Below are 25069 nucleotides of genomic sequence, written 5' to 3'. Positions count from 1 at the left end.
ATTGGGTTGTAAATATCGCGATGAAGTTGTGCAAAAATTGTTTGATTTCTGGATCTCCTTCACAATCAATGCAACCGGTTACTGTAACCGGTTGCTGTTCTTTGCGCGGCGATTGATACTGCGGTGGTAACTTCCTTTGTATCTATAATAAGAGCCGTGTATGAACTGTATTCAAATGAACATCAATGCGGGCCACACATCCGCGCGTCATGGTAGTTCATCGTATGCCCAGTTATGCGTCGGCAAAATCGTTGTTGCTGTGCTTACGTCTCAAGCCTGTCAGGAGGGCTGCTATGTCTGCTAATCACGCTGCATTTAATTTAATCTTTCGTTTTGTAGAAAATTACGTCAGTCCCGTTGCAGGACGAATTTCATCTCAGCGCCACGTTATGGCTATTCGTGATGGTTTTATCTCCGCGATGCCTTTTATGATCGTCGGTTCGTTTCTGCTGGTATTCGCTTATCCACCGTTTTCACCTGATACCACCTGGGGCTTTGCTCGCGCGTGGCTTGATTTAGCGAAGGAGTTTGAAGGGCGTATTCTGACGCCGTTTGATATGACGATGGGCATCATGTCTATCTACATCTGCGCGGCGATATCGTACAACCTCGGCAAACACTACGAGAAAACCAATCAGCTTGACCCATTCATGTGCTCGATGCTGTCAATCATGGCATTTCTGCTGGTGGCTGCACCGAAAACCAGTGGTCATCTGCCGGTGGATAGCCTTGGGGGAACCGGTATCTTCACGGCGATTTTGGTCGCGGTATACTGCGTTGAAATGATGCGTTTTCTGAAAATCCGTAACATCGGTATTCGGCTTCCCGATCAAGTACCGCCGATGATCAAAAACTCATTTGACCTGCTGATTCCGGTATTGGTTGTTGTGCTGACGCTGTATCCGCTGAGCCTGTTTATCCAAAGCCAGTTTGACATGCTGATCCCTCAGGCGATTATGTCTGTGTTTAAACCGCTGGTCTCTGCGGCTGACTCCTTACCGGCTATTTTGCTGGCCGTTCTGATCGGCCACCTGCTGTGGTTTGCGGGAATTCATGGTGCTGCGATTGTTTCCGGCATGCTGCAAATGTTCTGGCTGACCAACCTGGGCCTTAACCAGACAGCGTTGGCTCAGGGCGCGCCGCTGCCACACATCTTTATGGAAGCCTTCTGGACCTTCTTCATTGTGGTGGGCGGGTCTGGTGCAACGATGGGGCTGGTGTTCTGCTACCTGCGTAGCCGTTCCGCGCACTTACGTTCTATCGGTCGTCTAAGCGTGGTGCCTAGTCTGTTTAACATTAACGAACCGGTGATTTTCGGTACGCCGATCGTGATGAACCCCGTGTTCTTTATCCCCTTCCTGTTGGCGCCGATGGTAAACGCCATTCTGGCATGGGCGGCGATGAAACTCGATTTGATTGGCCGTGTTATTTCCGTTGTACCGTGGACCGCGCCAGCACCTATCGGTGGCGCGTGGGCACTTGGTTGGGACTTCCGTGCGGCAATTCTGGTTGTATTGTTGGCCTGTGTTTCAGCGGTAATCTACTATCCGTTCTTTAAAGTCTACGAAAAGCAGTTGCTTGAGCAGGAAGAAGAGGAAGCGCAGCGCGCGGCGGCAGAAGAGAGCCAGCAGGTTGCATAAATCGTGAATGCATCAACGGGGCGAAAGTCCCGTTGATCATTTAAGCGTGCAGTCGCCGCACTGTTGAACGTCAGGCAGACGATAGCGCTGACAGCAGGTACGTCGAACTAAACGGCCATCACGCATGACGACGGTGCGCCATAGCGGGTTATCCTCTCCATCGGCCAGTGTCTTGGCAAAGAAGCACCGCTGACGAAGAAGGTTGACCTGCTCTTCGCCTAACAGCCCGATCATCTCACCGAGGTACCAGTTAATTAAATAACCGGTATTACTCCAGATAAGTTTGCCATTAATTTCTCCTGTCGCTTCCAGAGCCTCAACCACCGGTATCAGCATTTGCGTCACGAGGCTATCCATTCGTTCAACAATCGGTTTTTGGCTGGTACGCAGATCGTGGTGTACATCGACCCAGAAGCAGGCCGCGCGGCCGGTCTCGTGAAACTCGACGCGGAAATGGTCTGGTGAAAGAGAAATAGCCGACTCTTCAGTCAACAGTGCCAGCATCAGTGGTGGCACTAGCAGGCCAATATACCACTGTGCCCATAGCGATATCAGCGGCTTATTTTCCCGAGGCTCTGTTGGCTGATGACGGTAAATATGATCGGAGTAAACGGCCAAAAGAGAGCTGAGCTCCGTTGGCTTAGCCCACTCAACCAGCGTTTTGGCACGATCGGGCGCGGCTTCATTCAGGCGGAAAAGCTCAAGCATATGCGGTCGCTGTTCGGCAATTTTCGCTCGCACTGATTCCGCGAACGCATTTTCCCGTGCGGGAAGCGGCGTGCGCCAGATAAGATCATCGGCAATGGGTGCGGAGCGATAAGCCATAGGAATAGCGAGATACAAACCTAAATGATAATGATTAGTAATCGTAGCTATAGATAAAAGCAGGTGCAAGCGGTTTGTGGTCTGCACCTGCTTTTTGTGAACTTAGACAGCGGGAACCTGATCGCTGGTCAGGATATTGTTGCGGCCCATATTTTTGGCTTCGTACAGCGCTTTGTCGGCCATCGCTATTGCGCCGTTGATATCTTTATCAACCAAGGGTGCGACACCAATACTGACGGTCACATGGGTGGCGACGCTGGCATTAAACATGTGCGGAATTTTGAGATCATAAACATGCTGGCGGATACGCTCCGCTGCCTGCATGGCGGTCGGAATATCGCAATTTGGCAGCAGTATCATAAATTCTTCACCGCCAAATCGGGTCACAATATCGCGTGAACGCACTGAATTACGAACGGCTGCCGAAACGCGCATCAGCGCCTGATCTCCCATCATATGGCCGTAGTGGTCGTTATAGGCCTTAAAATGGTCAATATCGAGTAGCAGGACTGAATGCTGCCCCGCGCCTACCGCCAGCAGCGACTCCAGACGGAATTGGAAACCGCGGCGGTTATAGAGCCCCGTCAGCGGATCAAGCATGCTCAGGCCATTCAACGTTTCACGCTCTTCCAGCAGCTTATACATTAATCCCTGGGCGAAAGTATCGTTTCGCCGCTGGATAACGTATTGGATGGCAATGCCGATTAACGGCAGCGCGAAGCAGTAGGCCATTCGCCACCATTGTTCTGTGCCACTGGTTATCAGGCAAACAATAAAGGTCGGTAGTGAATGTAGCGCAAAGGCGATGATATTATTTGAAAATGCAATTGTTCCAACAAATAGCACGCTGAATAGCGCCACGAGCTGGAAATTGTCATTTGCTGAATAAAGGATCTGAGTTTTACTTAAAATATGCCAGGCCCACAAACAGCCAAAGACAGCCGAAATTATCGGTACATTCAAACGGATACGGGCATATCGCCAGTTCCAAAGCAGCAGTATTCCGCTGCCTACCGCAATCAGCGTTGCGGGCAGAGGGAAAATATCGACGTCATATATCGGGCTAAAGACCGAGAGCGCCGATGAGACGAGGTTGAGAAACAAATACAGCCGGAACGTGAGCTGATATTTTTGTGCGCGCAGCGTGCGCCATGATTGTACAGTCATTGTTTGAAGTTGTAGTCAGCCTTAAATAAATAAGTAAGTGCATAAAAAACAAGAATAAAAGATGAGTCAAAACGCGAATATTTTATTATTCGACATATTATTTTTAGTACAACGTATCACCATACAATATTCATGTCATTAATGATTATGAAACCTTAGCGTATAAGCTGACAAATAACAAAAAATAACATATGATATTGAGTGTCATTATCATTTACGGGTTGAGTCATGTTGCAGAGAACATTGGGCAGTGGCTGGGGTGTTTTGATTCCGGGTGTCGCTTTAGCGATACTGAGTACGATGGGGTTGTCGGCTGATGTTTGGCGCGGGGTCATCGTTGTTGGACTGCTGTTGAGCGGCGCGATGATTTGGCATCATCAGTTGCGTCATTTCGTGCTGCTGCCATCATGCATAGCATTAATCGGCGGTATTGTTTTGATAACAATGAATTTAAAGCTGATGGAATAAATAAGGAGAGAAGGGCATTCAGGGAGAGAACGAGGAAACTGGTGCGAGGGGGGGGACTTGAACCCCCACGTCCGTAAGGACACTAACACCTGAAGCTAGCGCGTCTACCAATTCCGCCACCTTCGCACAGAAATCTCGTTGCTATTATATCGCCCTCGTGGTGCGAGGGGGGGGACTCGAACCCCCACATCCTAAGGACACTAACACCTGAAGCTAGCGCGTCTACCAATTCCGCCACCTTCGCACAGTGCGAGCGATATAACGTGGTTTATGGTGCGAGGGGGGGGACTTGAACCCCCACGTCCGTAAGGACACTAACACCTGAAGCTAGCGCGTCTACCAATTCCGCCACCTTCGCATACCATCGATACATAAAAAGTATCGTTACCACGGAGGCGCATTCTAGTGGTTTTACGCTTGACGTCAATAGTTAATTGTAGGTCGATGCGCGATTGCTGCAAAAAACGGCGATTACGTTGCTTTATCGGCCGGATACGGCGTTGACACGGTATCCGGCCTGCAGATTAGGCTTTTTTTGCCTGGCGGGTCATGACGGTACGATAAACTTTAAAGCGTCCTGTTTGGGCGATCACTTCATGGAAACCAAACATTTCGTCCAAAATTGCTGGATACGGCAGGAAGGCGTTGGCCACGATGCGCAGCTCGCCGCCGCTGTTTAAATGGCGTACGGCCCCACGGATCAGCGTTTGGGCTGCATCGAGGCTGGTCTGCATGCCATCATGGAACGGCGGATTGGAGATAATCATGTCGAAACGACCGTTAATCTCAGAGAAGACGTTGCTCGCCAGAACCTCACCTTCGATACCGTTAGCCGCAAGCGTGGCGCGGCTTGCTTCTACCGCCGCCGCATTCACGTCACACAGCGTCAGTCGGACCTTCGGAGAATGGCTGGCCAATGAAACAGCAAGCACACCCGCACCACAGCCAACATCCAGGACTTTACCTTTGGTGTGTGGCGTTAACGTAGAGAGCAGCAGTTGGCTGCCAACGTCTAAGCCATCGCGGCTGAAGACGCCTGGCAGGGTTTTGATTGTCAGATCGCCCTGAACGTATTCGCCCCAGAATGATTCTGCATCAAAGGTCGGCTGTTTCTCCAGACGACCGTGGTACAGGCCACAGCGACGAGCGCTATCAATTTTGTTGAGTGGCGCGAACTCCGCCAGCATCTGCTCTGCGCTACGCACGCCGCTGCGGTTTTCACCCACAACAAAAATATCCGTGCCGACCGGCAGCAGAGACAGAATATTCATCAACTGGAACTGCGCTTCTGGCTTGTTTTTGGGCCAGTAGTAAATAAACGTATCGCTGTCCGCCACATCACCCGCTTCGGCCACGAGGCTAAAACGGACGTTATCGTTCATCTGGCGACTCAGTACCTGCCAGTGGTGGTATTGCTGGGTATGCGCGCGGCTAGCCGCGGTTTCCAGACGCGCGGGCAGGTCATCCTGCAAATCGCCGGCAAAGAAAATACGGCTCTGTTCGAAATCATCACTGTGGCGCAGCAAGACTTCACTTGCCGGGGTAAAAGCAGACATGAATAGTTCCTCAATAAACTTAAGCCGCGATTATACACGTCATCCTTCAAGTTGCCTCTACGTTGGCTGCACTCTTTCACCCCAGTCACGTAGTAAAGTGTGTCATTGGCGCAGTTTCGATGAATTTGCTATATTTGCGCCCTTGATAGACAGGAGCGTTTCACATGACATCCCGGCGAGACTGGCAATTACAACAGTTGGGTATTACCCAATGGTCACTGCACCGCCCCGGGGCGCTACAGGGTGAGATCGCCATTACGCTTCCGCAGCACGTTCGTTTAGTGATGGTTGGTGAAGCGTTACCCGCGCTGACGGAGCCACTGATAAGCGATATTCTACGCGCTTTATGTCTGACGCCTGATCAGGTTTTACCGCTAACGCCCGATCGTGTCGCCATGCTGCCTCAGGGCAGCCGATGCCACAGCTGGCATCTTGGCAATCCGGTACCGGTTACGCTGGAAGGCGTTGTGCTTACGACGCCCACATTTAATGAACTGCAAGCCAGCGCGCCAGCGCGCGCCGCGCTTTGGCAACAAATTTGCGCTCATGAACACGATTTCTATCCTCAGCACGACTGATTTACCTCGCGCCTTTCACATTGAAAAACGCGCCTATGCGTTTCCCTGGAGTGAACAAACTTTTGCCAGTAACCAGGGTGAACGTTACCTGAATCTGCAAATGTCAGTTGATGGCGTAATGGCGGCATTCGCCATTACGCAAATCGTGCTGGATGAAGCAACGCTATTTAATATTGCCGTTGATCCGGACTTTCAGCGTCGTGGCCTGGGACGCGAGCTGCTTGAACATCTCATTGATACCCTCGAAGCGCGTGGCGTGGTGACGCTGTGGCTTGAGGTTCGCGCATCAAATCACGCGGCTATCGCTTTGTATGAGAGTTTAGGCTTTAACGAAGCGACCATTCGTCGCAATTATTACCCCACGGCGGATGGCCGTGAGGATGCCATTATTATGGCGCTGCCCATCAGTATGTAAGACAAGGTGAAAAGATGATGAAGTGGGACTGGATTTTCTTCGATGCCGACGAGACGTTGTTTACCTTTGACTCGTTTAGCGGCCTACAGCGGATGTTTCTCGACTACAGCGTGACCTTTACCGCGGAAGATTTTCAGGACTACCAGGCGGTGAATAAACCGCTGTGGGTGGATTACCAGAATGGCGCGATTACTTCGCTTCAGCTTCAGCATCAGCGTTTTACCAGTTGGGCACAGCGTTTGAATGTGCATCCGGGCGACCTGAACGATGCCTTTATGAACGCAATGGCTGAGATTTGCGCACCGCTGCCGGGGGCCGTATCGCTGTTGAACGCCCTGCAAGGCAAGGTGAAAATGGGCATCATCACCAATGGTTTTACCTCGCTACAGCAGACGCGGCTTGAACGCACCGGCTTGTGTGAACATTTTGATTTACTTATTATTTCTGAAGAAGTTGGCGTGGCAAAACCGGATCGCCGAATCTTCGACTATACCCTTGAAAAAGCCGGTCATCCGGACCCTTCACGGGTGCTGATGGTGGGCGATACCGCAGAGTCCGATATTCGCGGTGGCATGAATGCCGGGTGGGCAACCTGCTGGCTGAACGCGCATCAACGTCCGTTGCCGGAAGGCATCAAGCCTGACTGGACGGTGACCTCATTGCCAGAACTGGAGTTACTCCTGTGTAAACAGTGATTGCCAGCCCCCCATTGATGGGTAAAATAGCCGCAATTTTTTCGTATTCAACATGCGTGGCGCGTTGCCGCGTTTACTAAGAAGAATGAATTATGACGTTGTCTCCTTATCTGCAAGAGGTGGCCAAGCGCCGCACTTTTGCCATTATTTCTCACCCGGATGCCGGTAAAACGACAATCACGGAAAAGGTACTGTTATTCGGACAGGCCATTCAGACCGCGGGTACCGTAAAAGGCCGCGGCTCTAGCCAGCATGCGAAATCTGACTGGATGGAAATGGAAAAGCAGCGTGGTATCTCCATTACTACGTCCGTTATGCAGTTCCCGTATCACGATTGCCTGGTTAACCTGCTGGATACCCCAGGGCACGAAGACTTCTCGGAAGATACCTACCGTACTCTGACCGCGGTTGACTGCTGTCTGATGGTTATCGATGCCGCCAAAGGCGTCGAGGATCGTACCCGTAAGCTGATGGAAGTTACCCGTCTGCGCGATACGCCGATCCTGACTTTCATGAACAAACTTGACCGTGACATCCGCGATCCGATGGAAGTGCTGGATGAAGTGGAGCGTGAGCTGAAAATCGGCTGTGCGCCAATCACCTGGCCGATCGGCTGCGGCAAGCTGTTTAAAGGCGTGTACCACCTTTATAAAGATGAAACCTATCTGTATCAGACCGGTAAAGGCCACACCATCCAGGAAGTGCGCATTGTTAAAGGTCTCAACAATCCGGATCTGGATGCGGCGGTGGGTGAAGACCTGGCTCAGCAGCTGCGTGATGAGCTGGAATTGGTTCAGGGTGCGTCCAACGAGTTTGATAAAGATCTGTTCCTCGCGGGCGAAATTACCCCGGTATTCTTTGGGACCGCACTGGGTAACTTCGGCGTAGACCATATGCTGGATGGTCTGGTTGAGTGGGCTCCGGCCCCGATGCCGCGTCATACCGACACGCGTCTGGTTGAAGCGCAGGATGAGAAATTCACCGGCTTCGTGTTCAAAATTCAGGCTAATATGGACCCGAAACACCGCGACCGCGTGGCGTTTATGCGTGTGGTGTCCGGTAAGTATGAAAAAGGTATGAAGCTGCGTCAGGTGCGTATTGGCAAAGATGTGGTGATTTCCGATGCGTTGACCTTCATGGCCGGCGACCGTTCGCATGTTGAAGAAGCCTATCCCGGTGACATCATTGGCCTGCATAACCACGGGACAATCCAGATTGGCGACACCTTTACTCAAGGTGAGATGATGAAGTTCACCGGTATTCCAAACTTCGCACCTGAACTGTTCCGTCGTATCCGCCTGAAAGATCCGCTGAAGCAGAAACAGCTGCTCAAAGGGCTGGTCCAGCTGTCGGAAGAGGGCGCTGTGCAGGTATTCCGTCCTATCGCCAACAACGATTTGATCGTTGGCGCGGTCGGGGTACTGCAGTTTGACGTGGTGGTTGCGCGTCTGAAAAGCGAATACAACGTTGAAGCTATCTACGAATCCGTTAACGTCGCTACCGCCCGCTGGGTAGAGAGCAAAGACGTGAAGAAATTCGAAGAATTCAAGCGTAAAAACGAAGTTCAGCTGGCGCTGGACGGCGGTGATAATCTGACTTACATCGCGCCGACCATGGTGAATCTCAACCTGACTCAGGAGCGTTATCCTGAAGTTGAGTTCCGTAAAACTCGCGAGCACTAAAAACCTCTTCAGGGCGCAGCAGCCGCTGCGCCCTGACACTTTTCCTTCCTTATTAGCCTCTTACGGAAAGTTCTTAATTCCCTCTCTTTTTTCGCTAACTGTCTGTTTTTTGCTCAGCGAAGCGAGCAGTTTCAAAATTGTGATCTATATTTAACAAAGTGATGACATATGTGTTGGCTTTAAATTCTGATATTCAATTTTAGATGAGCGCTTAAAGCTAACATTTATTTCTATCGCAATATTAATAACTGGATTAGGGCGCGATTTAGCGGTGATTGATGAGCTCGATGGATTCGGGCAGCCGTTAGAAATACGCGGTCATAGGGGATTCTTACCCTATTCAGCAATGCAACCTGCGGGTTGCGAATGCTCAAATTGCGAGCAAAACAGATAGGAATATATTGATGACGATGAAAAAAATGGCGATGTCCAAAACTCTGCTTGCCGTGATGCTGACTTCAGCTGTTGCCACCGGTTCCGTCTATGCTGAAACAACGACGATGGATAAGGCTCAGGCGAGCGCCGAAAGTGCAGGGAATAAAGTGGGGAGCTTTATGGATGACAGCGCCATCACGGCGAAAGTCAAAGCCGCCCTGGTGGATAACGACAGCATTAAGAGCACCGATATCTCGGTGAAAACGGATAAGAAAGTCGTGACATTGAGTGGCTTTGTACAGAGCCAATCTCAGGCCGAAGCGGCGGTTGCGGCGGCGAAGGCGGTTGAGGGCGTGAGCTCGGTGAGTGACAAACTCCATGTCCGTGACAGTAAAGAAAGTTCGATGAAAGGCTATGCCGGCGACACGGCCACAACCAGTGAAGTGAAAGCGAAACTGCTGGCGGACGATATCGTTCCTTCGCGAAACGTGAAAGTGGAGACCACCGATGGCATTGTTCAGCTGTCGGGGACCGTAAAATCTCAGGCACAAAGCGATCGTGCTGAAAGTATCGCTAAAGCGGTTGATGGCGTGAAAAGCGTCAAAAATGATCTGAAAATGCAGTAATAAGTCGTCATTTTGTCTCCTGGTATTTGGCAGGAGACAAAATGTGCACCACACTAAAAATAGTGCATATGAGTGGTTTGAACGTTCATAGCAAGCGGTCGACATTAACTATGGTAAAGGAGAAGCTTATGTTTCGTTGGGGCATTATATTTCTGGTTATCGCGTTAATTGCCGCCGCATTAGGATTTGGTGGACTGGCGGGTACCGCTGCTTGGGCAGCAAAAATTGTCTTCGTGGTGGGGATCATCATCTTCCTGGTGAGCCTGTTTGCTGGGCGTAAACGGCCCTAGAACGCCACGCGAAAAGTAGCATGACAGCAAAGCCAGTCCAGAGGACTGGCTTTATTAGTTTTAGCGGACGGGAATTTAGGCTACTTTGTAAGACTGAAGAATCCAAAAACAGGTAGGCAGAGGTGGGGCAGCGTATACCCGTCACGCTTGGCAATATTGCGCCATTATCGCTGAGTCGTTTTAAACCGGGCCGCATGGCGCTGGTCTGTGAGGGTGGAGGACAGCGAGGTATTTTCACCGCTGGGGTGCTTGATGAATTTATGCGGGCACAGTTCAACCCTTTCGATCTCTACTATGGCACCTCCGCGGGTGCACAAAATCTTTCCGCCTATGTATGCCACCAACCGGGATATGGACGCAAAGTCATCATGCGCTACACCACCCGGCGGGAGTTTTTCGACCCGGTTCGCTTTGTCCGCGGCGGTAACCTTATCGATCTCGACTGGCTGGTTGGTTCTACCGCCGGGCAAATGCCGCTGGCGATGGACACCGCCGAACGCTTGTTTGAGCTGGGGAAATCCTTTTATATCTGCGCCTGCCGAAGCGATGACTATACGCCCAGCTATTTTTCACCTACGAAACAGAATTGGCTCGATATTATTCGGGCATCCAGCGCGATTCCCGGCTTTTACCGCCCAGGCGTTGCACTGGACGGTGTCAGTTACCTTGATGGCGGTGTGAGCGATGCGATTCCTGTTCGTGAGGCTGCGAAGCAGGGCGCAAAGACGCTGGTCGTTATTCGTACCGTTCCGTCGCAAATGTATTACACGCCGCAATGGTTTAAACGTATGGAGCGCTGGCTCGGTGAAAGTAGCCTGCAGCCGCTGGTGAACCTGGTACAGCACCATGAGGCTAGCTATACCGAGATCCAGCAATTTATTGAAAATCCTCCGGGCAAACTGCGTATTTTTGAAATCTATCCGCCAAAACCGTTGCTAAGCATGGCGCTAGGCAGCGGTATTCCCGCGCTGCGTCAGGACTATAAAATAGGGCGTTTATGCGGCCGCTACTTTCTGGCGACCATCGGTAAACTGTTAGCGGAGAAACCGCCGCTGGTCCGCCACCGTGCACCGAGCGTGCCATCTATCCCCGCAATACCGGTTGCCAACGATATACCTGCGGCGACAATGACCGGCATATTGCCAGGAAACGATACACTTTTTAACGATAAGGACCTGGCGTGAACGGCCGTTTCATTGACACCCATTGCCATTTTGATTTTCCCCCGTTCACCGGTGATGAAGCGGCAAGTCTCGAGCGTGCCGCCGCGGCCGGGATTGGCAAGATCATTATCCCGGCCACTGAAGCCGACAATTTTTCGCGCGTGCTGGCGTTGGCCACGCAATTTTCTCCGCTGTACGCTGCGATAGGTTTGCATCCCATTGTTGTGGAGCGACATCGCGATGAGAGCCTGGCGGCGCTTGAAGCGGAAATTGCCCAGAAGCCATTAAAACTGGTCGCGGTGGGAGAGATCGGTCTCGATTTGTATCGTGACAATCCGCAGTTTGAACGCCAGCAGTACCTGCTGGATGCGCAATTGCAGCTGGCGAAACGCTACGATCTGCCGGTGATTCTGCACTCACGGCGAACCCACGATCAGTTGTCGCTGCACTTAAAGCGGCACAATCTTCCGAGAACAGGCGTGGTGCATGGTTTTGCCGGCAGCCTGCAACAGGCTGAACGCTTCGTGCAGTTGGGCTATAAAATTGGCGTCGGCGGCACGATATCTTATCCCCGCGCGAAAAAGACCCGCGATGTCATGGCCAGGTTACCGCTTCATGCGCTGGTGTTGGAAACCGACGCTCCCGATATGCCGCTAAACGGTTTTCAAGGGCAGCCGAACCGCCCTGAACGGGTTGCCGAGGTGTTCGCCTGCTTATGTACTTTACGCGATGAGCCGCCGGATGAGATTGCTCACGCTCTTTATGAGAACACCACGGCACTTTTTTCGAACTTGTAGGGTGACTTAGATCTCATTATTACTTTTTAACCTGTTTCTCTTGCGCTAAACCTGTGACATTGCCCGAACAAGATAATTTCGTGACGTTATAATCGCCGCGTTGTTTTGCCGTAATTATCATGTATTTTCAATACACAGGGACTCTGTATGCAAATCCTCATGGGACTTATTGGCATGGTGGTGCTACTTGCCATCGCCTTGCTGCTTTCCAGTAATCGTAAAGCGATTAATCTCCGAACCGTGCTGGGTGCCTGGCTTTTACAGGTCGGCATCGGTGCGTTAATTCTCTATGTACCCGCCGGGCGCAAAGTGCTGCTGGCCATGTCGGAAGGCGTCGCGAATGTGATTGCCTATGGTAACGAAGGGATTGGTTTTCTCTTTGGCGGCCTGGTCTCCGACAAGATGTTTGAAGTCTTTGGCGGCGGCGGCTTTGTGTTTGCACTGCGCGTTCTGCCGGTTATCGTCTTCTTCTCTTCGCTGATTGCCGTGTTGTACTACCTCGGCATCATGCAGTTCGTGATTCGTATTCTGGGCGGTGCGCTGCGCGCGGTACTCAAAACGTCACGTACCGAATCGCTCTCGGCGACGGCGAATATTTTTGTCGGCCAGACGGAAGCCCCTTTAGTTGTGCGTCCCTATATTGCGACCATGACTCGCTCCGAACTGTTTGCCGTGATGTGTGGCGGCCTGGCATCCGTCGCGGGTTCCGTATTAGCGGGATACGCGCAGATGGGCGTACCGCTGGAATATCTGATTGCGGCCTCGTTTATGGCGGCACCTGGCGGCCTGCTGTTTGCCAAAATCATCGTGCCGGAAACGGAAACCCCGCATGATTCGCCAACCCTTGAGAAGAACGAAAAAGATGCCGATGCGCCAGCAAACGTGCTGGATGCTGCGGCGTCGGGTGCGGCTTCCGGGATGCAGTTAGCGCTGAACGTTGGGGCTATGCTGTTGGCATTTATCGCACTGATTGCGCTGTTAAACGGTATTCTTTCCGGCGTCGGTGGCTGGTTTAACTATCCGGATCTGTCACTACAGCTGATTCTGGGCTGGGTCTTCTCGCCGCTGGCGTGGGTCATTGGCGTTCCATGGAGCGAAGCCACGGTCGCGGGCTCCTTTATCGGTCAGAAGCTGGTTATCAACGAATTCGTGGCTTACATGAACTTCGGTGAATACCTGAAGGCTGATGCGGACGTCGCCGCTGCCGGGCTGCAGGTGATATCCAACCACACCAAAGCGATTATCTCTTTCGCGCTCTGTGGTTTTGCTAACCTTTCCTCGATTGCGATTCTTATCGGCGGGCTGGGCAGCATGGCGCCTAATCGCCGTCAGGAAATCGCTCAGTTGGGCCTGAAAGCCGTGGCTGCAGGGACACTCTCCAACCTGATGAGCGCCACCATTGCCGGCGTATTCCTCGCCCTATAAGTACAGTGCCGGAGGGATAATCCTTGTTATTCCTCTGGCCTGCAGCGCCTGGCTGACGGCTTCAACGTCCTGAGGCCCGGCGCTACGCCACGACTTTGCTTCTCCGTAAACACCGTGCGCGTGAAACGCATTTAGACGGACGGGAATGTCTCCCAGTGCACTGATAAAGGCGCTTAACGCTTCAGATTCCTGCACATAATCCGTTTGCCCCGGGATCACCAACAGCCGCAGTTCGCTCAGCATTCTTTGCTGTGCCAGCCATTGGATACTTTGTTTAATCCGCGTATTGCCCTTTCCTGTCAGCGCAAGGTGCGCATCGTTATCCCATGATTTTAAATCCACCATCACGCCATCGCATACCGGGCGTAGTTTCTCCCAGCCGGTTATCGGTAATTCGCCGTTGCTATCAACCAGACAGGTGAGATGCCTGAGTTCAGGCGCGTCTTTTATGCGTTGAAACAGCGCGCAGATAAACGGCAGTTGAGTGGTGGCCTCTCCGCCGCTGACGGTAATTCCTTCGATAAACGCGGCGACTTTGCTTATCTGCTGGATAACCTGCTCGATGCTCATCAGTTGCGCCATGGGCGTAGCCTGCTGCGGGCATAGATGCAGACAGGTATCGCACTGTTGGCATACCTCAGATTGCCACAGGACTTTCCCTTCACTCAGGCTTAGCGCCTGATGGGGGCATTGAGGCACGCATTCGCCGCAGTCGTTGCAGCGCCCCATCGTCCACGGATTGTGGCAGTTTTTACAGCGCAGATTACAGCCTTGCAGAAACAGGGCCAGGCGGCTGCCAGGCCCGTCAACGCAGGAGAAGGGGATGATTTTACTGACTAAAGCGCATCTGTTGTTCATGGCTTACGACGCGAGGTTGGCGTTCCAGGATGCGGGTGTTGCGGGCGGCTTCTTCCCCCAGCCACGTGGTATTGGTACGGGAACCTTCCGCGCGGAATTTCTCCAGATCAGAGAGGCGCACCATATAGCCGGTAACGCGTACCAAATCGTTACCGCTAACGTTAGCGCTAAACTCGCGCATCCCGACCTTGAATGCGCCCAGACACAGTTGCATCACCGCTTGCGGGTTACGTTTCACGGTTTCATCAAGCGTCAGGATATCGCTGATCCCTGCCGAATAGTGTGCGTGGTGCGGTGCCACGGTCAGCAGATGGGTTATCGGATCCGGTTCGTCACCATAAGGCAGACGCGCACCCGGCGTGGTACCGATGTCTGAGCTGATCCCCGACTGCGCATGCAACAACGCACGCTGCTGCCAGCCGTATTGCACCGGCGTGCGGGCAACAAAATCGGCCAGTTCGGCGCTGATGCGGTAGGCCAACTGATTGGCCTCGTCATCTTTGCCATAGCGTGCTGGGATGCCTTCACGCTCGCATAGGACATTGACGGCTTCGGCTAGCGAGTAAATACCAAACATCGGGACAAATCTGTCCGGGTCAATCAACCCTTCACTTACCAGGAAGCTATTCTCAAAGAAGTGCGACTGTTCGTAGAGGAAGCGGCAGCGTGCATTGATGATTTCGGTTTGCAGCTGGCAGTAGCGCGGTAACTGGTGGCTGAAAAAGTCATCGAGAGAGCGGCTGCGCAGGGCAACCTGCTGCAAATTCATACGCACCAGCGTACTGCCACCACCGGCTACCGGCAGTGAGTTGTAGCAACTGACGATACCATACTGACCTTTTGTGAAAATCTTATCATTCTGCGGCCCGTTCGCAATGTGCGGTTTACTGCACTCGCAAATATTCTGTGCCACCTGAAGCAGTAAATCGTCAGGGGTAATTTCCGGATCGTAGATAAAGGTTAAATTCGGCGCAACCTGCTTTAACTCGGCCTCAGCGCGCAAAATTGCGCGAGTTATTGGGGTATCGTGTGGGCCAATGTTGACGTGAGTGAAGGCGTCCGGCAGCGTGCGATCGAGATAGCGCCAGAAACGTTTTATTCGGATATCGATTTCATCTTGTGTTAGAATTCTAACATATGGCGATAGCAGTTCATCGAGGTGACCGAGATACACCGGCATTGCTGTGACGGATGGAACATGGTGATACAGGATAGAGAGCAGCGAAAGTGCATCATCCAGATCCTGTGCGCCTTCGAGTTCCAGCCACGCCGAGCCGTTAGCCAAAAAACGCGCGTAGTCCGGCAGGACGTAACGCGGTTTATAAGGTGCGTGACCTTCGAACATATCGCAGATCGCGCCATCGGCGAGTGCCGCCTGAGCCTGTGCTGAAATTTCAGGGTATGGCAGGGCATTTTCGGCTTCTAAAGCCAGAAAATGACGTTTCTGTTCCGGGGTTAACACGGAGCTTGTCACAATTTGTTGGCACTGTTTCAGTAGCGGTGAATCAATCGATGTCGGCATGTTCGGTTCCTCAGACGAGCGATGCGAGAAGTGTATGAAAAGCCAGACGGCGATCCTTTGATCCCAGCGGCGGAATAGGTGTTTTATTTCGCACCTTTGACGCTAAAGTTTGAAGTGTGTCGCGTTGTTGTAATGCAAATTTGTACGAAGTTTTCACTAAGTGTGATGAAAGTCGAAGTGTGAGCGCGGGGCAGTGTTACAATAGTCACAGACCCGCAAGGTAACGATTTACACGGCACTGTGCCGTCGGAGAGAAAAATGACTGATTTAAAGGCAAGCAGCCTGCGTGCGCTGCAGTTGATGGACTTGACTACCCTGAATGAAGACGACACCGATGCGAAAGTGATCGCGCTGTGTCATCAGGCCAAAACGCCGGTTGGCAACACTGCTGCTGTCTGCATCTATCCGCGTTTCATTCCGATTGCCCGTAAAACGCTGAACGCACAGGGTACGCCGAACATCCGTATCGCGACCGTCACCAACTTCCCGCACGGTAACGACGACATTGATATTGCGCTGGCGGAAACCCGCGCGGCGATCGCTTACGGCGCAGATGAAGTTGACGTGGTATTCCCATACCGCGCGCTGATTGCCGGCAACGAGCAGGTCGGTTTTGATCTGGTGAAAGCCTGTAAAGAAGCCTGCGCGGCGGCGAACGTGCTGCTGAAAGTGATCATCGAAACCGGTGAGCTGAAAGAAGAAGCGCTGATTCGTAAAGCGTCTGAAATCTCCATCAAAGCCGGTGCCGATTTCATTAAAACCTCTACCGGTAAAGTGCCGGTCAACGCTACGCCAGAAAGCGCGCGCATCATGATGGAAGTCATTCGTGATATGGGCGTGGAAAAAACCGTGGGCTTCAAACCGGCGGGTGGCGTGCGTACCGCTGAAGACGCACAGCTGTTCCTGTCCATCGCTGACGAACTGTTTGGCGCTGACTGGGCAGACTCCCGTCACTACCGCTTTGGCGCATCTTCGCTGCTGGCAAGCCTGCTGAAAGCGCTGGGCCACGGCGACGGTAAAAGCGCAAGCAGCTACTAAGTCTTCAAGTCAGACGGGTGCACCCTCACCCCAACCCTCTCCCCGGATGGAGAGGGCGAAAACCGGGTAACGTGGTGGCATTAGACATGCCATACGCTTCCCTCTCCCTCGTTGGGAGAGGGCCAGGATGAGGGTTAACACCCCAGCCTCGCTATTAACTTCATAGGAGGGTACCTTGTTTCTCGCTCAAGAAATTATTCGTAAAAAACGTGATGGTCAGGCACTGAGTGATGAAGAAATTCGTTTCTTTATCAACGGTATTCGCGATAACACCATCTCTGAAGGGCAAATTGCGGCCCTGGCGATGACCATTTTCTTCCATGACATGAGCATGCCGGAGCGTGTCTCGCTGACCATGGCGATGCGGGATTCGGGCACCGTCCTTGACTGGAAGAGCCTCAATCTGAACGGCCCGATTGTCGATAAGCATTCCACCGGCGGCGTCGGTGACGTGACCTCTTTGATGCTGGGCCCAATGGTGGCAGCCTGCGGCGGCTATATTCCAATGATCTCCGGTCGTGGCCTCGGCCATACTGGCGGTACGCTCGATAAACTGGAAGCGATTCCGGGCTTCGACATCTTCCCGGACGACAACCGCTTCCGCGAAATTATTAAAGACGTGGGTGTGGCGATTATTGGGCAAACCAGTTCGCTGGCACCGGCGGATAAACGTTTTTATGCCACTCGTGATATCACCGCGACCGTGGACTCGATCCCGCTGATCACCGCGTCTATTCTGGCGAAAAAACTGGCCGAAGGTCTGGATGCGCTGGTGATGGATGTGAAAGTGGGTAGCGGCGCCTTTATGCCAACCTACGAACTGTCAGCGGCGCTGGCTGAAGCGATTGTTGGCGTGTCTAACGGTGCGGGCGTGCGGACCACCGCATTGCTGACCGATATGAACCAGGTATTGGCATCGAGTGCGGGTAATGCGGTTGAAGTTCGCGAAGCGGTGCAGTTCCTGACCGGCGAATACCGTAACCCACGTCTGTTCGATGTCACCATGGCGCTGTGTGTAGAAATGCTGATCTCCGGTAACCTGGCGAAAGACGACGCCGAAGCGCGCGCTAAGCTGCAGGCTGTACTGGATAACGGTAAGGCGGCTGATATCTTCGGCCGTATGGTCGCGGCACAGAAAGGCCCGACCGATTTCGTTGAAAACTATGCGAAATACCTGCCAACGGCGATGCTCAGCAAAGCGGTCTATGCTGATACCGAAGGTTTTGTTAGCGCGATGGACACCCGTGCACTGGGAATGGCAGTGGTTTCGATGGGCGGCGGTCGCCGTCAGGCATCTGACACCATTGATTACAGCGTCGGCTTCACCGACATGGCGCGTCTGGGCGACAGCGTTGACGGACAACGTCCGCTGGCGGTGATCCATGCGAAAGACGAAGCCAGCTGGCAGGACGCGGCGAAAGCCGTCAAAGCGGCAATTAAACTGGACGACAAAGCGCCTGAAATTACGCCGACCGTCTATCGTCGCATCACCGAATAGTTATATACTGATCTGATCGCTTTTTTGCAGCGCAAGATGTATGGAGAACAAGATGAAACGTGCATTTATTATGGTGCTGGACTCCTTTGGGATTGGTGCAACGGAAGACGCTGACCGCTTTGGTGATGTCGGCGCAGATACCATGGGCCACATTGCAGAAGCCTGCGCCAAAGGCGAGGCTGACAAAGGTCGTAAGGGCCCGCTGAATTTGCCTAACCTGACGCGTTTGGGTCTGGTGAAAGCGCATGAAGGTTCAACCGGTAAAATTGCTGCCGGTATGGACGGTAACGCGGAAGTGATTGGCGCGTACGGTTGGGCGCATGAGCTCTCTTCCGGTAAAGATACTCCGTCAGGTCACTGGGAAATCGCCGGTGTACCGGTTCTGTTTGACTGGGGCTACTTCAGCGACCATCAGAACAGCTTCCCGCAGGAGCTACTGGATAAACTGGTTAAGCGTGCCAACCTGCCGGGTTACCTCGGCAACTGCCACTCTTCCGGGACGGTTATCCTCGACGAACTGGGCGAAGAGCATATGAAAACCGGCAAGCCGATTTTCTACACCTCTGCTGACTCCGTGTTCCAGATCGCCTGCCACGAAGAGACCTACGGGCTGGATAAACTTTACGAGCTGTGTGAAATCGCCCGTGAAGAGCTGACCGAAGGTGGCTACAACATTGGCCGCGTGATCGCGCGTCCGTTTGTGGGCGACAAAGCAGGTAACTTCCAGCGTACCGGCAACCGTCACGATCTGGCCGTCGAACCGCCAGCGGCGACCGTCCTGCAGAAACTGGTTGATGAAAAACACGGCCACGTCGTTTCTGTCGGCAAAATTGCGGATATCTACGCCAACTGCGGCATCACCAAAAAAGTGAAAGCAACGGGCCTGGATGCGCTGTTTGACGCGACCATCAAAGAGATGAAAGAAGCGGGCGATGAGACCATTGTCTTCACCAACTTCGTTGATTTCGACTCTTCCTGGGGCCACCGTCGTGATATCGCGGGCTATGCTGCCGGTCTGGAACTGTTCGACCGTCGTTTGCCAGAGCTGATGGAGCTGGTGGGAGAGGATGACATTCTGATCCTCACCGCTGACCACGGCTGTGACCCAAGCTGGACCGGTACTGACCACACCCGTGAGCACATTCCGGTGCTGGTTTACGGCCCGAAAGTGAAACCGGGCTCTTTAGGCCACCGTGAAACTTTCGCGGATATCGGTCAGACGCTGGCGAGCTACTTCGGTACCTCTCCAATGGCGTACGGTAAAAACATGCTGTGATACCCGTTGTCTTTCGCGCTGTAGATGCGTTGACTTCATTCGTTCGCCCCGGTCACATAGTGAATCTGTGCGCCCGGGGATTCACGAATTCATCGTCTTCCTACAACGTGAAATTCTCAGGGTATTCTTCTCAATTTTAATAAGGATAAATTGATGGCAACTCCACACATTAACGCAGAGATGGGTGATTTCGCTGACGTAGTTTTGATGCCAGGCGACCCGCTGCGTGCTAAGCACATTGCTGAGACTTTCCTCGAAGATGTCCGTGAAGTAAACAACGTTCGCGGCATGTTAGGTTTCACCGGTACTTACAAAGGCCGTAAAATTTCTGTGATGGGCCACGGTATGGGTATCCCATCCTGCTCTATCTACACCAAAGAGCTGATCACCGATTTTGGTGTGAAGAAAATCATCCGCGTGGGCTCCTGTGGTGCCGTACGTGCTGACGTGAAACTGCGCGACGTGGTTATCGGCATGGGTGCTTGCACCGATTCCAAAGTAAACCGCCTGCGTTTTAAAGATCACGATTTTGCGGCTATCGCAGACTTCGGCATGGTGCGTGATGCGGTTGACGCAGCGAAAGCGCTGGGCGTTGACGCTCGCGTCGGTAACATCTTCTCCGCCGATCTGTTCTATACGCCGGACCCAACCATGTTCGACGTAATGGAAAAATACGGCATCCTGGGCGTGGAAATGGAAGCGGCAGGTATTTACGGTGTTGCGGCTGAGTTCGGTGCGAAAGCGCTGACTATCTGCACCGTGTCTGACCATATCCGTACCCACGAGCAGACCACTGCTGCTGAACGTCAGACGACGTTCAACGATATGATCAAAATCGCGCTGGAATCCGTTCTGCTGGGCGATAAAGCGTAAGCAGTCTGTTGCCCGGTGGCGCTATGCTTACCGGGCTGACAAGTTTGACTATTGCCGGAGAAGGCGTAACCGCCCTCCGGCAATTTATTAGCGCACGGCCCCTGCAATCCACATCGACAGCTCTCGCAGCTCACCTTCTTGTTCCGGAAAATCAGCAATCAACGCTTCACAGGTCTGCTGTAACACGTCTGAACGGTACTGACAGCCTTGTAAACGCGCGGCAAGCGCTTCCAGCGGCGCGGGGTTCAGGCTATCGGTAAATACCTGTGTGCGGGTAATTAGACCTTTCTCAACGTCGAAATGCAGCTCTACGCCACCCCAGGTGAAGCGCTCATCCAGTAGATGTGAAAAGGCGGGTGCCTGGCCGAAGTTCCACTCCCAGCTACTCTGGCGAGCGAAGGTTTCCGCGAAATTCGGCAGGTCAGGGGTTTTATCTGGGGAGATAATTTCTGCCTCGACGCGCTCGCCGTAGTGCTGGAAGAAGGCTTCTGTCACGGCTTCACAGATTTGTTCGTGAGTCACGTCCGGCAACAACTCAACCAGATTCGCCACGCGGCCGCGAACGGAGGTGATCCCCTTGGCCTGAAGCTTTTTCTTATCCGGGTTGAGGTAGTTGGCCAGACGGCTCAGATCGGCATTGAGCAACAGCGTGCCATGGTGGAAGCCGCGATCTTTGGTTTCGCGGTAGGCCGAGCCCGAGACTTTTCGATCGCCCTCATCGGTTTTAACAATCAGATCGTTACGGCCAGAAGCTTCCGCGGTGATCCCCAGCGAATTTAACGCTTCCAGCACGATAGACGTGGAGATGGTTTTGTCATACTCCGGTTTACCTGCCATAAAGGTAAAACAGGTATTACCGAGATCGTGGAAGACCGCGCCGCCGCCGCTGCTTCGACGCGCTAGGCGGACATGATCTTCTTCCATGCGTTGGGTATTACACTCTTTCCACGGGTTTTGCGCCCGGCCGATGACGACGGTATCGGCGTTACGCCACAAAAAGAGTACGCGCTGGGTCGCGGGCATCTGGCGAAAAATACACTCCTCAACGGCAAGGTTAAACCAAGGGTCGTGAGAGTCTGAAAGCAGCAGGCGCAGCGTTGACATAGCGATTTCCTTTTCTGATTAATCTTTATCTTCGTCCTGCACCGGCTTATTCGCGGTGAGCAGAAACGGTGACTGCTGCCAGCGAGTGCGTTTGCCGCGCAGTAGCGTGCGAGCCAGCACAACGCCAATGGCCAGCGATAACAGCAGCATCAGGCGTAAAATGTTGGTGGTGTTATCCACCTGCCCGGATTCGGTGGCAATGGTGTGGGTATCCAACGTCAGGCGTAGATAGCCCAGTGGGCCATTTTTCCCTTGTATAGGTTCAACGATCTGTTGGTTGAAATAACTGCCGGCTTTTTTGCCATCCAGCGCGAGGCGATCGCGGAGATCAACCTGCTCACCGGCGCGCGCAATCAGATCGCCTTGCTCATCATAAACGCCAGCATCGAGAATGCGGCTTTTACCGGTAAGCTGCTTGAGTAAATTACCGATCTTTTTCTCGTCCGGCGTTTCGCTTTTCATCATCGGAGCCAGGTTCAGCGAGACCTGAAAAGCGAGCGTTCTGGCGAGTTCTTCGAGCTGAGGATTTCGCTGTTTTTGGCTTTGTTGACTAAACCAGGACGCTCCTTGCATTAAAGCGACCAGTAGAGCGAGACATATCAGAACAATCGCGGTGCGATGCAATCGAAATTTCAGTTTTGCGCGAACCATATTCCACCTTTGAAAATTTACAGCTTAATGTTGCCAGAAGCGCTGGTTACAAGGTAGCCTCATGCGTTATTTTCCTGGGCTTAATAGAGAAGATTGGAGCTGTAATGCCAAACAGTTTGACCTGGTGCGACCTGCCTGAAGATGTCTCCTTGTGGCCTGGGTTGCCGCTTTCACTCAGCGGCGATGAAGTCATGCCGCTGGATTATCACGCTGGACGCAGCGGCTGGCTGCTGTATGGCCGCGGCCTCAACAAAGATCGCCTGACCACTTACCAACGTAAACTGGGTGCGGCTATGGTGATCGTAGCAGCCTGGTGCGTTGAAGACTATCAGGTGATTCGTCTGGCTGGATCGTTAACTGCCAGAGCCACGCGCCTGGCCCACGATGCCGGGCTGGATGTGGCTCCGCTGGGAAAAATACCGCACCTGCGTACACCGGGCCTGCTGGTGATGGATATGGACTCTACGGCCATTCAGATCGAATGTATCGATGAGATTGCCAAACTGGCGGGCACCGGCGAGCTGGTCTCGGAAGTGACCGAACGCGCGATGCGTGGTGAGCTGGATTTCAGCGCCAGTCTGCGCCAGCGTGTGGCAACGCTTAAAGATGCCGATGCCAATATTTTGCGTCAGGTGCGCGACACGCTGCCCCTCATGCCGGGCTTAACTCAGTTGGTGCTAAAGCTGGAAACGCTGGGCTGGAAAGTGGCGATCGCATCCGGTGGCTTCACCTTCTTTGCCGAATACCTGCGCGACAAGCTGCGATTGACTGCTGCGGTTGCCAATGAGCTGGGTATCCGTGACGGCAAGCTGACGGGAGAAGTCATCGGCGATATCGTTGATGCGCAGTATAAGGCCAAAACGCTGCTGGAATTGGCTGAAAAACATGAAATTACCCATGCCCAGACGGTGGCTATCGGTGATGGTGCGAACGATCTGCCGATGATCAAAACGGCCGGTCTGGGAATTGCGTATCATGCGAAACCTAAAGTGAATGAACAGACGGAAGTGACTATCCGTCATGCCGATTTGATGGGGGTATTTTGTATCCTCTCCGGCAGCCTGAATCAGAAATAAAGAGGTTAACGTGGCGAAAGCTCCTAAACGCGCATTTGTTTGTAATGAGTGCGGTGCGGATTACCCTCGCTGGCAGGGGCAGTGCAGCGCCTGTCAGGCCTGGAATACCATCACCGAAGTGCGCGTTGCGGCTTCCCCTACGGTCGCACGCAATGAGCGTCTAAGCGGCTACGCAGGCAATGCGGGCGTCGCGAAGGTGCAAAAACTGTCAGACATTAGTCTGGAAGAGCTGCCGCGTTTTTCTACCGGTTTTAAAGAATTTGACCGCGTACTGGGTGGGGGCGTTGTTCCTGGCAGTGCAATTCTTATCGGCGGTAACCCTGGGGCCGGGAAGTCCACGCTGTTGTTGCAAACCCTGTGCAAGCTGGCGGAACAGATGAAGACGCTGTACGTCACTGGGGAAGAGTCGTTGCAGCAGGTGGCGATGCGCGCGCATCGCCTGGGTCTGCCGACGGCTAATCTGAACATGCTCTCGGAAACCAGCATTGAGCAAATTTGCCTGATTGCCGAGGAAGAGCAGCCGAAGCTGATGGTTATTGACTCCATCCAGGTGATGCATATGGCGGATATTCAGTCGTCGCCGGGCAGCGTTGCCCAGGTGCGTGAAACCGCGGCTTATCTGACGCGGTTTGCGAAAACTCGCGGCGTGGCGATTGTGATGGTGGGCCACGTGACCAAAGATGGATCGCTGGCAGGCCCGAAGGTGCTGGAGCACTGTATCGACTGTTCAGTGTTGCTGGATGGCGATGCGGATTCTCGATTCCGCACGCTTCGCAGCCACAAGAACCGTTTTGGTGCGGTGAATGAACTCGGCGTATTCGCCATGACTGAGCAGGGGCTGCGTGAGGTCAGTAACCCATCAGCTATTTTCCTCAGCCGTGGTGACGAAGTGACTTCCGGCAGTTCCGTGATGGTGGTCTGGGAAGGGACGCGACCGCTGCTGGTAGAGATTCAGGCGTTGGTGGACCAATCGATGATGGCGAACCCAAGGCGCGTTGCCGTGGGGCTCGAGCAAAACCGTCTGGCGATTCTGCTGGCCGTGCTGCATCGCCATGGTGGGCTGCAGATGTCGGATCAGGATGTGTTCGTCAATGTGGTGGGGGGCGTGAAGGTCACCGAAACGAGTGCCGATTTAGCGCTGCTGCTGGCGATGGTGTCTAGTCTTCGCGATAGGCCATTACCGCACGATTTGGTGGTCTTCGGTGAAGTCGGGCTGGCAGGAGAAATTCGCCCTGTACCAAGCGGACAGGAGCGTATTTCGGAAGCCGCAAAACATGGTTTCCGTCGAGCGATTGTGCCGGCGGCGAACGTACCGAAGAAACTTCCAGAAGGGATGCAGGTATTTGGCGTCAAGAAACTCTCAGACGCGCTCGGCGTATTTGATGACTTATACTGATTAATCACGGCGTGGCTAAATGCCGTCGAAGATATTGACCCGGATAGTGCGGTGAGGACTTCCGGGTTTTTTGTA

24 protein-coding genes and 3 tRNA genes are annotated in these 25069 nt (G+C 53.1%); 17 read left to right on the top strand and 10 right to left on the bottom strand.

From position 1 onward, the window contains the following. The first annotated feature begins 293 nt into the window (after positions 1-293). A complete protein-coding gene (locus tag KCR01S_RS12510; protein ID WP_052283201.1) occupies positions 294-1640 on the top strand; it encodes a PTS sugar transporter subunit IIC in 1347 nt (448 codons plus the stop codon). A gap of 36 nt (positions 1641-1676) precedes the next feature. On the opposite strand, the gene fhuF is transcribed toward KCR01S_RS12510, so the two are convergent. Beyond that, on the bottom strand, positions 1677-2465 hold the full coding sequence (gene fhuF, locus KCR01S_RS12505) for a siderophore-iron reductase FhuF (RefSeq protein WP_061283059.1): 789 nt from the start codon (positions 2463-2465) through the stop codon (positions 1677-1679). A gap of 102 nt (positions 2466-2567) precedes the next feature. Next, positions 2568-3632, bottom strand: a complete 1065-nt coding sequence (locus KCR01S_RS12500; RefSeq protein WP_061283057.1) for a GGDEF domain-containing protein — start codon at positions 3630-3632, stop codon at positions 2568-2570. Between the two features lie 228 nt (positions 3633-3860). On the opposite strand from KCR01S_RS12500, the gene KCR01S_RS12495 reads away from it, so the two are divergent. Beyond that, positions 3861-4100 carry a DUF1435 domain-containing protein gene (locus tag KCR01S_RS12495; RefSeq protein WP_061283055.1) on the top strand — a complete coding sequence of 80 codons (240 nt, stop codon included), beginning with the start codon at positions 3861-3863 and terminating at the stop codon, positions 4098-4100. Positions 4101-4139: 39 nt separating this feature from the next. Here KCR01S_RS12495 and KCR01S_RS12490 read toward each other — a convergent pair. The 4 genes from KCR01S_RS12490 to rsmC all read right to left on the bottom strand — a co-directional run bounded on the left by KCR01S_RS12490 (position 4140) and on the right by rsmC (position 5656). Further along, a tRNA-Leu gene (locus tag KCR01S_RS12490) sits at positions 4140-4226 on the bottom strand. A gap of 32 nt (positions 4227-4258) precedes the next feature. Continuing rightward, a tRNA-Leu gene (locus KCR01S_RS12485) sits at positions 4259-4344 on the bottom strand. 27 nt (positions 4345-4371) lie between these two features. Continuing rightward, positions 4372-4458: transfer RNA gene (locus tag KCR01S_RS12480), tRNA-Leu, on the bottom strand. Positions 4459-4624: 166 nt separating this feature from the next. Next, positions 4625-5656 (bottom strand): 16S rRNA (guanine(1207)-N(2))-methyltransferase RsmC, encoded by a 1032-nt coding sequence (rsmC, locus tag KCR01S_RS12475; protein ID WP_061283053.1) that lies wholly within the window; start codon positions 5654-5656, stop codon positions 4625-4627. A 164-nt stretch (positions 5657-5820) separates the two neighbouring features. On the opposite strand from rsmC, the gene KCR01S_RS24205 reads away from it, so the two are divergent. From KCR01S_RS24205 to KCR01S_RS12435, 9 genes are all read left to right on the top strand, one after another. Further along, positions 5821-6234 (top strand): DNA polymerase III subunit psi, encoded by a 414-nt coding sequence (locus KCR01S_RS24205; RefSeq protein WP_072277144.1) that lies wholly within the window; start codon positions 5821-5823, stop codon positions 6232-6234. After that, the gene (rimI, locus tag KCR01S_RS12470; protein WP_061283099.1) at positions 6203-6649 is read left to right on the top strand and encodes a ribosomal protein S18-alanine N-acetyltransferase; all 447 of its coding nucleotides are present in this window, start codon (positions 6203-6205) and stop codon (positions 6647-6649) included. The genes KCR01S_RS24205 and rimI overlap by 32 nt, the downstream gene beginning before the upstream one ends. A 17-nt stretch (positions 6650-6666) precedes the next feature. Beyond that, the gene (yjjG, locus tag KCR01S_RS12465) at positions 6667-7344 is read left to right on the top strand and encodes a pyrimidine 5'-nucleotidase (protein ID WP_061283098.1); all 678 of its coding nucleotides are present in this window, start codon (positions 6667-6669) and stop codon (positions 7342-7344) included. 92 nt (positions 7345-7436) lie between these two features. Continuing rightward, entirely contained in the window at positions 7437-9026 is a 1590-nt protein-coding gene (gene prfC / locus KCR01S_RS12460; RefSeq protein ID WP_061283051.1) for a peptide chain release factor 3, read from the top strand. A 404-nt stretch (positions 9027-9430) separates the two neighbouring features. Further along, the gene (gene osmY / locus KCR01S_RS12455; RefSeq protein WP_061283050.1) at positions 9431-10027 is read left to right on the top strand and encodes a molecular chaperone OsmY; all 597 of its coding nucleotides are present in this window, start codon (positions 9431-9433) and stop codon (positions 10025-10027) included. Positions 10028-10155: 128 nt separating this feature from the next. Then, positions 10156-10317, top strand: coding sequence for a DUF1328 domain-containing protein (locus tag KCR01S_RS12450; RefSeq protein WP_146751526.1), 162 nt, complete (start codon positions 10156-10158; stop codon positions 10315-10317). Positions 10318-10439: 122 nt separating this feature from the next. Further along, positions 10440-11501: a patatin-like phospholipase family protein gene (locus KCR01S_RS12445; protein ID WP_061283046.1), complete on the top strand. Its 1062-nt coding sequence runs from the start codon at positions 10440-10442 to the stop codon at positions 11499-11501. Continuing rightward, the gene (locus KCR01S_RS12440; RefSeq protein WP_061283044.1) at positions 11498-12277 is read left to right on the top strand and encodes a metal-dependent hydrolase; all 780 of its coding nucleotides are present in this window, start codon (positions 11498-11500) and stop codon (positions 12275-12277) included. Before KCR01S_RS12445 ends, KCR01S_RS12440 begins: the two co-directional genes overlap by 4 nt. 147 nt (positions 12278-12424) lie before the next feature. After that, a complete protein-coding gene (locus tag KCR01S_RS12435; RefSeq protein WP_052283192.1) occupies positions 12425-13702 on the top strand; it encodes a NupC/NupG family nucleoside CNT transporter in 1278 nt (425 codons plus the stop codon). On the opposite strand, the gene KCR01S_RS12430 is transcribed toward KCR01S_RS12435, so the two are convergent. After that, entirely contained in the window at positions 13697-14560 is an 864-nt protein-coding gene (locus KCR01S_RS12430; RefSeq protein ID WP_061283042.1) for a YjjW family glycine radical enzyme activase, read from the bottom strand. The two genes, KCR01S_RS12435 and KCR01S_RS12430, sit on opposite strands and share 6 nt — an antisense overlap. Beyond that, the gene (locus tag KCR01S_RS12425) at positions 14532-16082 is read right to left on the bottom strand and encodes a YjjI family glycine radical enzyme (protein ID WP_061283040.1); all 1551 of its coding nucleotides are present in this window, start codon (positions 16080-16082) and stop codon (positions 14532-14534) included. The genes KCR01S_RS12430 and KCR01S_RS12425 overlap by 29 nt, the downstream gene beginning before the upstream one ends. Before the next feature lie 258 nt (positions 16083-16340). On the opposite strand from KCR01S_RS12425, the gene deoC reads away from it, so the two are divergent. The 4 genes from deoC to deoD all read left to right on the top strand — a co-directional run bounded on the left by deoC (position 16341) and on the right by deoD (position 20767). Next, the gene (deoC, locus tag KCR01S_RS12420) at positions 16341-17120 is read left to right on the top strand and encodes a deoxyribose-phosphate aldolase (protein WP_061283039.1); all 780 of its coding nucleotides are present in this window, start codon (positions 16341-16343) and stop codon (positions 17118-17120) included. Positions 17121-17295: 175 nt separating this feature from the next. Beyond that, entirely contained in the window at positions 17296-18618 is a 1323-nt protein-coding gene (gene deoA / locus KCR01S_RS12415) for a thymidine phosphorylase (protein WP_052283188.1), read from the top strand. Between the two features lie 52 nt (positions 18619-18670). After that, positions 18671-19894, top strand: a complete 1224-nt coding sequence (gene deoB, locus KCR01S_RS12410; RefSeq protein ID WP_061283038.1) for a phosphopentomutase — start codon at positions 18671-18673, stop codon at positions 19892-19894. Between the two features lie 153 nt (positions 19895-20047). Beyond that, entirely contained in the window at positions 20048-20767 is a 720-nt protein-coding gene (gene deoD, locus KCR01S_RS12405) for a purine-nucleoside phosphorylase (RefSeq protein ID WP_035894565.1), read from the top strand. 87 nt (positions 20768-20854) lie between these two features. Here the strand turns inward: deoD and lplA are convergent, their stop codons facing one another. Both lplA and KCR01S_RS12395 read right to left on the bottom strand, forming a co-directional pair. Next, positions 20855-21871, bottom strand: coding sequence for a lipoate--protein ligase (lplA, locus tag KCR01S_RS12400; RefSeq protein WP_061283037.1), 1017 nt, complete (start codon positions 21869-21871; stop codon positions 20855-20857). Between the two features lie 18 nt (positions 21872-21889). Next, entirely contained in the window at positions 21890-22522 is a 633-nt protein-coding gene (locus KCR01S_RS12395; RefSeq protein WP_061283036.1) for a YtjB family periplasmic protein, read from the bottom strand. Positions 22523-22626: 104 nt separating this feature from the next. On the opposite strand from KCR01S_RS12395, the gene serB reads away from it, so the two are divergent. Then, positions 22627-23598 carry a phosphoserine phosphatase gene (gene serB, locus KCR01S_RS12390; RefSeq protein WP_061283035.1) on the top strand — a complete coding sequence of 324 codons (972 nt, stop codon included), beginning with the start codon at positions 22627-22629 and terminating at the stop codon, positions 23596-23598. A gap of 10 nt (positions 23599-23608) precedes the next feature. Next, positions 23609-24994, top strand: a complete 1386-nt coding sequence (gene radA, locus KCR01S_RS12385; RefSeq protein ID WP_061283034.1) for a DNA repair protein RadA — start codon at positions 23609-23611, stop codon at positions 24992-24994. Positions 24995-25069 lie beyond the last annotated feature (75 nt).

It is taken from the genome of Kluyvera cryocrescens NBRC 102467 (assembly GCF_001571285.1).
GTDB lineage: Bacteria > Pseudomonadota > Gammaproteobacteria > Enterobacterales > Enterobacteriaceae > Kluyvera > Kluyvera cryocrescens.
This window is presented reverse-complemented; position numbering and strand designations above follow the sequence as displayed.

Coding starts and splice junctions, on each gene's coding strand:
- KCR01S_RS12510 (WP_052283201.1), top strand. CDS start 294: ATGTCTGCTAATCACGCTGCATTTAATTTAATCTTTCGTTTTGTAGAA.
- fhuF (WP_061283059.1), bottom strand. CDS start 2,465: ATGGCTTATCGCTCCGCACCCATTGCCGATGATCTTATCTGGCGCACG.
- KCR01S_RS12500 (WP_061283057.1), bottom strand. CDS start 3,632: ATGACTGTACAATCATGGCGCACGCTGCGCGCACAAAAATATCAGCTC.
- KCR01S_RS12495 (WP_061283055.1), top strand. CDS start 3,861: ATGTTGCAGAGAACATTGGGCAGTGGCTGGGGTGTTTTGATTCCGGGT.
- rsmC (WP_061283053.1), bottom strand. CDS start 5,656: ATGTCTGCTTTTACCCCGGCAAGTGAAGTCTTGCTGCGCCACAGTGAT.
- KCR01S_RS24205 (WP_072277144.1), top strand. CDS start 5,821: ATGACATCCCGGCGAGACTGGCAATTACAACAGTTGGGTATTACCCAA.
- rimI (WP_061283099.1), top strand. CDS start 6,203: ATGAACACGATTTCTATCCTCAGCACGACTGATTTACCTCGCGCCTTT.
- yjjG (WP_061283098.1), top strand. CDS start 6,667: ATGAAGTGGGACTGGATTTTCTTCGATGCCGACGAGACGTTGTTTACC.
- prfC (WP_061283051.1), top strand. CDS start 7,437: ATGACGTTGTCTCCTTATCTGCAAGAGGTGGCCAAGCGCCGCACTTTT.
- osmY (WP_061283050.1), top strand. CDS start 9,431: ATGACGATGAAAAAAATGGCGATGTCCAAAACTCTGCTTGCCGTGATG.
- KCR01S_RS12450 (WP_146751526.1), top strand. CDS start 10,156: ATGTTTCGTTGGGGCATTATATTTCTGGTTATCGCGTTAATTGCCGCC.
- KCR01S_RS12435 (WP_052283192.1), top strand. CDS start 12,425: ATGCAAATCCTCATGGGACTTATTGGCATGGTGGTGCTACTTGCCATC.
- KCR01S_RS12430 (WP_061283042.1), bottom strand. CDS start 14,560: ATGAACAACAGATGCGCTTTAGTCAGTAAAATCATCCCCTTCTCCTGC.
- KCR01S_RS12425 (WP_061283040.1), bottom strand. CDS start 16,082: ATGCCGACATCGATTGATTCACCGCTACTGAAACAGTGCCAACAAATT.
- deoC (WP_061283039.1), top strand. CDS start 16,341: ATGACTGATTTAAAGGCAAGCAGCCTGCGTGCGCTGCAGTTGATGGAC.
- deoB (WP_061283038.1), top strand. CDS start 18,671: ATGAAACGTGCATTTATTATGGTGCTGGACTCCTTTGGGATTGGTGCA.
- deoD (WP_035894565.1), top strand. CDS start 20,048: ATGGCAACTCCACACATTAACGCAGAGATGGGTGATTTCGCTGACGTA.
- lplA (WP_061283037.1), bottom strand. CDS start 21,871: ATGTCAACGCTGCGCCTGCTGCTTTCAGACTCTCACGACCCTTGGTTT.
- KCR01S_RS12395 (WP_061283036.1), bottom strand. CDS start 22,522: ATGGTTCGCGCAAAACTGAAATTTCGATTGCATCGCACCGCGATTGTT.
- serB (WP_061283035.1), top strand. CDS start 22,627: ATGCCAAACAGTTTGACCTGGTGCGACCTGCCTGAAGATGTCTCCTTG.